The 8,270-nt window shown below is 35.2% G+C and carries 8 protein-coding genes; 6 read left to right on the top strand and 2 right to left on the bottom strand.

The window, feature by feature from the left end; genetic code table 11:
* Window positions 1-414: 414 nt before the first annotated feature.
* Together rsmI and ACIQ2S_RS08840 are read right to left on the bottom strand one after the other, a co-directional pair.
* Window positions 415-1,092 (bottom strand): 16S rRNA (cytidine(1402)-2'-O)-methyltransferase, encoded by a 678-nt coding sequence (gene rsmI / locus ACIQ2S_RS08835; RefSeq protein WP_396175088.1) that lies wholly within the window; start codon window positions 1,090-1,092, stop codon window positions 415-417.
* On the bottom strand, window positions 1,093-2,094 hold the full coding sequence (locus ACIQ2S_RS08840) for a hypothetical protein (RefSeq protein ID WP_396175090.1): 1,002 nt from the start codon (window positions 2,092-2,094) through the stop codon (window positions 1,093-1,095).
* A gap of 222 nt (window positions 2,095-2,316) precedes the next feature.
* On the opposite strand from ACIQ2S_RS08840, the gene ACIQ2S_RS08845 reads away from it, so the two are divergent.
* The 6 genes from ACIQ2S_RS08845 to ACIQ2S_RS08870 form a co-directional block, all read left to right on the top strand.
* Window positions 2,317-2,928: a thymidine kinase gene (locus tag ACIQ2S_RS08845; protein ID WP_396175092.1), complete on the top strand. Its 612-nt coding sequence runs from the start codon at window positions 2,317-2,319 to the stop codon at window positions 2,926-2,928.
* Between the two features lie 23 nt (window positions 2,929-2,951).
* Window positions 2,952-5,396 carry a bifunctional UDP-N-acetylmuramoyl-tripeptide:D-alanyl-D-alanine ligase/alanine racemase gene (locus tag ACIQ2S_RS08850; RefSeq protein WP_396175094.1) on the top strand — a complete coding sequence of 815 codons (2,445 nt, stop codon included), beginning with the start codon at window positions 2,952-2,954 and terminating at the stop codon, window positions 5,394-5,396.
* 67 nt (window positions 5,397-5,463) lie between these two features.
* Complete coding sequence (gene mscL / locus ACIQ2S_RS08855; RefSeq protein ID WP_396175096.1) at window positions 5,464-5,871, top strand: large conductance mechanosensitive channel protein MscL; 408 nt, start codon at window positions 5,464-5,466, stop codon at window positions 5,869-5,871.
* 162 nt (window positions 5,872-6,033) lie between these two features.
* Window positions 6,034-7,023, top strand: coding sequence for an aspartate-semialdehyde dehydrogenase (locus ACIQ2S_RS08860; protein WP_396175098.1), 990 nt, complete (start codon window positions 6,034-6,036; stop codon window positions 7,021-7,023).
* A gap of 296 nt (window positions 7,024-7,319) precedes the next feature.
* Window positions 7,320-7,652: a type II toxin-antitoxin system VapC family toxin gene (locus ACIQ2S_RS08865; RefSeq protein WP_396175100.1), complete on the top strand. Its 333-nt coding sequence runs from the start codon at window positions 7,320-7,322 to the stop codon at window positions 7,650-7,652.
* A 209-nt stretch (window positions 7,653-7,861) separates the two neighbouring features.
* A partial coding sequence (locus ACIQ2S_RS08870) for a hypothetical protein (RefSeq protein ID WP_396175102.1) occupies window positions 7,862-8,270 on the top strand: 409 nt, incomplete at its 3' end.

Genomic DNA, 8,270 nt, shown 5'->3' on the forward strand with positions numbered 1-8,270 from the left:
TTCAATTCATTAGAAGGATTGATTGAATCTAGCGGAGTTAGGGTCAAAAAATCAATATTTTTCACAAACAAATAACCTTCAGTTTTTAAACTATCTACCAGCTTTAAACTGATGTTATTATTTATTTTAAATGCATCATTTATAATATCTATTTTTAAATTCTTCTTTTCATTACAACCTAGAAGTAAAAAAAATTAAGCTAATAAAAAACCCAGTTTATTTAAATTTATTACCCCCATGCTTTTCATGTATTTTCCGATATCAATTCTTTTATAACTTTCAATTCATTCATGATTTTCATTCCATGACATTAAAAAAAATATTTGACAATAAGCATTTAGTAATTATTATTGTGTCTCTTGTGAGAAATAAACTTTTCATTTTCCGTGCTTTCTGTGAGAAAAAATAATAATGCTATTTCCCAGACTTCCCACCAACCACCACCACAATTTCCCCTTTCGCAGGTTTCGCTTCAAAATGTTTCAAAACTTCCGTCGCAGTTCCTCGAACCGTTTCTTCATGCAATTTTGATAATTCTCTCGAAACAGAAACCGGGCGTTCCGCTCCAAAATACTGCACAAATTCGGCTAAAGTTTTGACTAATTTATGCGGAGAAACATAAAAAATAATGGTTCGCGTTTCCTCCGCTAAAGCTAAAAATCGGGTTTGCCGCCCTTTTTTATCGGGCAAAAACCCTTCAAATACAAATTTGTCATTGGGTAAGCCGCTGTTTACTAAGGCTGGAACAAAAGCAGTCGCACCGGGCAAACATTCTACTTCAATGTTGTTTTCAACACAAGCTCGGGTTAATAAAAACCCCGGATCGGAAATAGCAGGTGTTCCGGCATCAGAAATTAATGCAATAGTTTCGCCGGCTTGCAAGCGTTTGATTAAATTTTCAACAGTTTTGTGCTCGTTGTGCATGTGGTGACTTTGCATCGGCGTGCCAATGTCAAAATGCTTGAGCAATTTTCCGCTGTTGCGGGTGTCTTCGGCTAAGATATAATCCACCTCTTTCAGCACTTTGATGGCTCTGAAAGTCATGTCTTCCAAATTTCCAATGGGTGTTGGAACCAGGTAAAGTTTACCCATTTACAGGAATTTTTTCTCAATTAAATTCATAAAACGAGTCGCATAATCCTCTTTTCCTTCCCAATTGTTGTAATCAGGTTTGACCATGGTGTCAACAAATTCTTGGGCTTCTTCAAGAGTGTCCATCGTGCTGATTTGAGAAATGACGCGGTTGTAATCTTCATTACTGCCCGCAAAAAGTTGTTTCACAAAGGCAATTCGGTCATTCAATCCAATATTAATGCCTTTGATTAACGTGTCATTTAACGAGGTTACTTTGGCTTCGGTATTTTTAGAGAAGGTTTCCGTATGAGTGACTTCAATCTTATTTTCGGTAAATGAAACCTTTTCAGATTTTTCAAAAATTACTTCAGCTCCGGCTTTCACTTCAGAAGATATGTCATCTACTTTGATAAATTCAGGGTCTTTGTAGTTTTCAGTAAAAAAATCTTCTAACGATATTTGTTTGGGTTCTTTGGTAGCTTCAACAACCGGTTCTTCGGCTTCTTCCTCTTCTGAAAGTTCAAAAATAGGACTGAAAAGGGGTTCGGATTCTTCTTCTTTTATTAATTCTTCATTTGAAAACAGTGGTTCTTCTTCTGCCTCTACCTCTTCTTGCGGAGTTTCTTCGGCAACAGCTTCAATAGATTCTTCAAGAATTTCTTCTTCCGGAGTTTCTTCAACAGCAACCGTTGCTTCAGCCTCAGAAACAATGACTTCTTCTTCAACTTCTGCAACAATAACTTCTTCCTGAGTAGGAGTTTCAACTACAGGAGTTTCTAGTGGTTTTTCAAAAGTAGTTGCAGGTGCAGTAGAGGCCATTTGTTCAAGTTTTTCTTCTAAAATGGCTGGTGAAATTTCATCTTTCAACACATTAATATGTTCTTCATAAAAACGAAGAACGGATAATTTTTCATATAATTTTTGTGCTTCCAAATGCAATTGCACAGTGTCTTCTTTTCCTTTAAGCTTTAAAACGCGGTGAGCGATGCTTATCAAGTCGGCTTCTAACTTTTTCTTCATAACTTTTGGTATTGTAGTGAATAAAGCAACAGTTTTTTAATAAATTTGTTTTATTGAAAACGCAAAGAGTCATTAAAATTAATAGCTCTTTTCAAGGTTTAAAATTACAATTATATCTATTGTTGTGGAATTTTTTTACGTATATAGTTCACAAAGTTATGCACAAAAATACGACCCTCACAATTTTGATATAAAATAAAACAATGCTCTAAAAAACAATGCATGTTTCTTGAAAATACGGTCAATCAAAAAGAACAATTTGGGTGGATTGAAGTAATCTGCGGTTCCATGTTCTCCGGTAAAACGGAAGAACTGATTCGACGATTAAAAAGAGCTCAGTTTGCCAAGCAAAAAGTTGAAATATTCAAACCGGCGATTGATAGAAGATACCACGATGAAATGGTGGTTTCGCACGACGCCAACGAAATTCGCTCCACACCTGTTCCTGCTGCTGCAAATATTCGCATCTTAGCTCAAGGTTGTGATGTAGTGGGAATTGATGAAGCTCAGTTTTTTGATGATGAAATTATCACCATTTGCAATGATTTGGCGAATTCAGGTATTCGAGTAATTGTTGCAGGATTGGATATGGATTTTAAAGGAAACCCTTTTGGACCCATGCCGGCATTGATGGCTACGGCAGAATATGTAACCAAGGTACACGCCGTTTGTACACGTACAGGAAATTTAGCCAATTATAGTTTTAGAAAATCGAACGATGATAAATTAGTCATGTTGGGAGAAACGGAAGAATACGAACCCTTGAGCCGGGCAGCCTACTACAAAGCCATGCGGGAAAACCGGGAAGAAACCACTAATGAAACATCTGAATAAATAGTAAACCTGATTAACAACCGATGAGTTTAACTTTGCAACAGATAATCACTCAAATTGATGCCGAATTTTACGGCAAAAATCAGGTACAAACCATCGACAACGTTTCTATCGATAGTCGCTCGCTGCAAAACAACAGTCAAACATTGTTTTTTGCGATTATCGGACCCAATTATAATTCACACGACTTTATTCCGGAATTAATACAGCAAGGTGTTCAAAATTTTGTGGTTTCAGAATTTGATGAAAAGTGGGCGTTGCAGGCAAATTTTTTAGTAGTTAAAAACACCTTGGATGCCTTGCAGAAATTTGCGGCTTTTTATCGCAAACAATACACTTTCCCAATTATCGGAATCACCGGGAGTAACGGAAAAACAATTGTAAAGGAATGGCTGAATTTTTTGTTGAGTCCCGATTACAACATTATCAGAAGTCCTAAAAGCTACAATTCACAAGTTGGCGTGCCGTTGTCGGTCATTGCAATCAATGAGCAACACAACCTCGGTATTTTTGAAGCAGGAATTTCAACCGTTCATGAAATGGAAAAGCTGGAACGAATTATTCGGCCAACCATCGGCATACTCACAAACATTGGTCCGGCACATGACGAAGGATTTGAACATCTTGGTCAGAAAATCAAAGAAAAATTAAAGCTCTTTGAACATTCAGAAGTTTTAATTTACAATAAAAACAAGACCATTGATGCTTTTTTAAATACGGATATAAAAACGTTTTGTTGGAGTGCAAATGATCCCACAGCAGATGTGGTCATTCACCACAAAACCTATCACAACCAAACAACTTTAAATATAACCTTTGAAGGTGTTTGTTTCAAAATTAAGATTCCTTTTGCTGATGAAGCTTCTGTTGAAAATGTGATTCAGTGTTTAATGGTGCTGTTTTATTTCAAGTATGATGTAGACACAATTCAGAATCGATTGGCTTTGCTTTATCCCATCGAAATGCGTTTAAAGGTTAAAAAAGGTATCAATAACACCATTCTGTTAGACGACAGTTACAGTTCCGATTTTCAATCGTTAAAAATTGCATTGGATTTTTTAGAAAGTCAAAAACAGCATCACAAAAAAACATTGATACTTTCGGATATTTTCCAAAGCGGATTGTCGGAAGAGGAACTGTATTCTAAAGTTTCACAATTGATTGTTTCGAACAAAATAAACAGGGTGATAGGCATTGGCGAGACTATTTCAAAATTTAAAAACAAATTTTTAAACGGATTGGTTTTTGCAACGCAAGAGGAATTTATTCAAAATTTTGATTCGCTTCTTTTTGAAAATGAAACCATATTGGTCAAAGGAGCACGTAGCTTTCATTTTGAGGAAATCGTATCCTTGCTGGAAGAAAAGACGCATGAAACTGTGCTGGAAATCAACCTGAATGCACTGTCTCACAACCTGAATTTTTATAAATCCAAAATACGTTCACAAACCAAGTTAATGGTTATGGTGAAAGCTTTCAGCTATGGAAATGGCGGATTGGAAATAGCAAAACTTTTGGAATACCACAAAGTGGATTATTTGGGAGTGGCATTTGCCGATGAAGGAATTGCTTTAAAAACCAACGGTATCAAATTACCCATCATGGTTTTAAATCCGGAATCAACGAGTTTTGGAGCAATTATTCAGCATCATTTGGAACCGGAAATATACAGTTTGAAAGGCTTGCAGTCTTTTATTAAGTTGGCTCGGTTAAAGAATTTAAAAAATTATCCCATCCATATTAAAATCGATACCGGTATGCATCGGCTTGGTTTTGAAGAACAACAACTGCCGGAATTAATGCAATTGTTAAAAGAAAGTCACACCGTCGAAGTCAAAAGTATTTTGTCGCACATGGCTACCAGTGACGATTTAAAATTCGCAGATTTTGCTCAAAAACAAATCCAATTGTTCGAAAAGCTTTCGCTCCAATTGATGAGAGAATTAGCCATTGAGCCACTCAGACATATTTTGAACACCTCCGGAATTTCAAATTATCCTAATGCTCAATACGATATGGTTCGTTTGGGAATTGGATTGTATGGCATTTCGAATGATGCTGCGGAACAAAAATATTTAGAAAATGTAGGTACGTTGAAATCAGTTATTTCGCAAATCCGAGTAATTCCTGCGGGTGACAGTGTGGGTTACGGCCGAAGATTCATTGCTGAAAAAGAAACCAAAGTAGCAACCATCCCTATTGGTTACGCCGACGGTATCAGAAGAAGTTGGGGGAATGGCGTAGGTTATGTGGCAATTAACAATCACAAAGCACCTATTTTGGGCAGTGTTTGTATGGACATGTTGATGGTTGATATTACGAATATCTCATGTACTGAAGGTAATCAAGTGATTATTTTTGGAGAAAATCCGACGGTTCCTTTTATGGCCGCAAAACTGGGAACCATTCCTTATGAGATCTTAACAGGAATTTCCCAAAGGGTAAAGCGTGTTTTTTATCGGGAATAAATATTTTTGATGTTTTAGTTAAATTTTTACTAAATTCGTCGTAATTAACTTTTAAAACCTAATTAATATGTTGAAAGAATTCAAGAATTTTATTATGACAGGAAACGTAATTGAATTTGCGGTTGCTGTAATTATGGCCGGAGCTGTTGGAGCTGTGGTGAACGGCTTTGTGAGCGACATCGTGATGCCAATTGTAGGGATGTTGACCGGCGGGGTTGATTTTTCGGAAATGAAAGTAGTTTTGCAAGCTGCCGTTGCTGAAGCTGAAGGAGTTGCAGCTGTTCCGGAAGTTGCTATTCGTTGGGGAGCATGGGTAAATACCTTAGTGAACTTGGTCATTGTTGGTTTTGTAATGTTTTTAATTATCAAAGCTTATAACAAGATGAAAAAACCTGTTGTAGAAGCTCCAGCACCACCTGCAGGGCCTACACAAGAGGAATTGTTGGCAGAAATTAGAGATTTGTTAAAAAAATAGTCACTACCGCTACATTATATATTCAAATTAAACCCCATTAATAAATGGGGTTTTTCTTTGAAATGTTACATGTGTAACAATATGTTATATTTTGTTAAAGCTATTTTCTCAACTAATAATTGTATACTTTTGCAATCAAATAAATCCTAAGATAATTTATATATGAAAGTTGCAGTAGTAGGTGCTACCGGAATGGTAGGCGAAGTAATGCTTGAAGTATTAGCAGAAAGAAATTTTCCAATCACAGAATTAATTCCTGTTGCCTCTGAAAAATCGGTGGGAAAAGAATTGAATTATAAAGGGAAAACATATAAAGTTGTTGGTTTACAAACAGCAGTAGATATGCGACCGGACATCGCTTTGTTTTCGGCAGGGGGTGAAACTTCTCTAGCTTGGGCTCCCAAGTTTGCAGAAGTGGGAACAACCGTGATCGATAATTCATCCGCTTGGAGAATGGATCCATCTAAAAAACTGATTGTTCCGGAAATCAATGCTTCTGAGTTAATAGCAAACGATAAAATTATTGCCAATCCCAATTGTTCGACCATTCAAATGGTGATGGCTTTGGCTCCGCTACACAAAAAATACAATGTGAAAAGGGTCATTGTCTCTACCTACCAATCCATCACTGGAACAGGTGTCAAAGCAGTACAACAGTTAGAAAACGAATATGCAGGTGTGAAAGGTGAAATGGCGTATCATTACCCAATTCACAGAAACGCTATTCCACAATGCGATGTTTTTGAAGAAAATGGTTATACCAAAGAAGAAATGAAATTGGTGCGTGAAACACAAAAAATACTAAACGATAAATCAATTGCAGTAACTGCCACAGCTATTCGTATTCCCGTTGTGGGCGGACATAGTGAAGCGGTGAACGTTGAGTTTACAAATGATTTTGATGTAAACGATGTGCGTACAATTTTACACAACACGCCGGGAGTAACCGTTCAGGATAATTTAGATACCAAATCATACCCAATGCCTATCTATGCTCAAGGAAAAGATGATGTATTTGTGGGTCGCATCAGAAGAGATGAGAGTCAGCCAAACACCCTAAATATGTGGATTGTTGCTGATAATTTGCGTAAAGGTGCAGCGACCAATACAATTCAAATTGCAGAGTATTTGGTTGCGAATAAATTGGTTTAAGATAATAGTATCACAGTTAGAAGCTCCTTTTTAGGGGCTTTTTTTGTTTCTTGTTTTAGGAAGAATCTTGATGTTCTTAAAATGTTGCGGAGTTTTTGCTATTTTTAATTAAATTTGTAACATATAAACATTTGACGTTATGACTTTAATAATAAATAAATCCAACTCCAAAAATATAGCTAAGCTATTGACGGACAAATTGAAAAAAGAACCAAAAAAGGGAAATTTGGCCAAACATTTTGGGAAATTGAAGAGAAATTTAGATGGCTTGAACTATCAGACCAAAATAAGAGAAAATGAAGATTGATTTTATAGCTGATACAAATTTCTTAGTATATATTCATGAAGGAAATCCTAACGTAGAACCTTTCTTGAACTATAATTTTGGAATATCTTTTATCTCAGAAGTTGAATTGCTTGGTTTTAAAGGAATTAAAAAAAACGAAGAAATAAAATTAAAAGAATTAATAAGCGACACCTTTAATATAGATTGGAATTTAAAAATTAAAGGACAAACTATTGAATTAAGAAAAAAGTATAGAATAAAATTACCTGACGCAATTATTGCCGCTACATCCATAGTATATGGTTTACCTTTGGTAACCGCTGATAAAGGATTTCAAAAATAGATGAGTTAGATTTAATACTAGTTGAATTTTAACGATAATTTATCATAGTTAGAAGTTCCTTTTTAGGGGCTTTTTTTATTTCTTCCCTTGCTAAGAATACTAGCTGATTCTAAGATAATGTGGAATTTTTGTTATTTTTATAAAAAATTATTTCCCGTAAAGGTTAGAGATTTTTGCCTTTACACTGGATTAAATATAAAAATTTTAAAATGAAAAATATTTTTTTTTTACTACTTGCTTTTTTACTATTTTCCTGTGATCCAGTAGATGAACGATTAATTTTTATTAATGAAAATGAGGAAAAGTACATTCAACTTATGTATTTTTCGGACGGTGATTTTAAAAGTTATATTAGAGGAAAATCCCCAAATATTGTGTATAAAGGCACGAATAATTTTCCAATACTTGGTTCATGGAGTGGTTATGCAAAAAATGATAATTTTATGATTCTTAGAATTTATGATAAAAATGAATTTGAGGAGCTAGATTCAATTTACAACGGAGTTTATGGTAAAGGAAATTATATTGACACTCAAATTGCTGATACCTTGGTCAGTAAAAACAAATTTGTTGATAAAAAAATTTACTTTAAAGAACTCAAAAAAAATGAATGGGTTA

Origin of the sequence: Flavobacterium sp. (genome assembly GCF_044371705.1) — a bacterium.
Classification (GTDB): Bacteria; Bacteroidota; Bacteroidia; order Flavobacteriales; family Flavobacteriaceae; genus Flavobacterium.

Bases quoted from the DNA above. Each gene is read 5' to 3' on its own strand.
- rsmI (WP_396175088.1), bottom strand. From the start codon at position 1,092: ATGGGTAAACTTTACCTGGTTCCAACACCCATTGGAAATTTGGAAGAC.
- ACIQ2S_RS08840 (WP_396175090.1), bottom strand. From the start codon at position 2,094: ATGAAGAAAAAGTTAGAAGCCGACTTGATAAGCATCGCTCACCGCGTT.
- ACIQ2S_RS08845 (WP_396175092.1), top strand. From the start codon at position 2,317: ATGTTTCTTGAAAATACGGTCAATCAAAAAGAACAATTTGGGTGGATT.
- ACIQ2S_RS08850 (WP_396175094.1), top strand. From the start codon at position 2,952: ATGAGTTTAACTTTGCAACAGATAATCACTCAAATTGATGCCGAATTT.
- mscL (WP_396175096.1), top strand. From the start codon at position 5,464: ATGTTGAAAGAATTCAAGAATTTTATTATGACAGGAAACGTAATTGAA.
- ACIQ2S_RS08860 (WP_396175098.1), top strand. From the start codon at position 6,034: ATGAAAGTTGCAGTAGTAGGTGCTACCGGAATGGTAGGCGAAGTAATG.
- ACIQ2S_RS08865 (WP_396175100.1), top strand. From the start codon at position 7,320: ATGAAGATTGATTTTATAGCTGATACAAATTTCTTAGTATATATTCAT.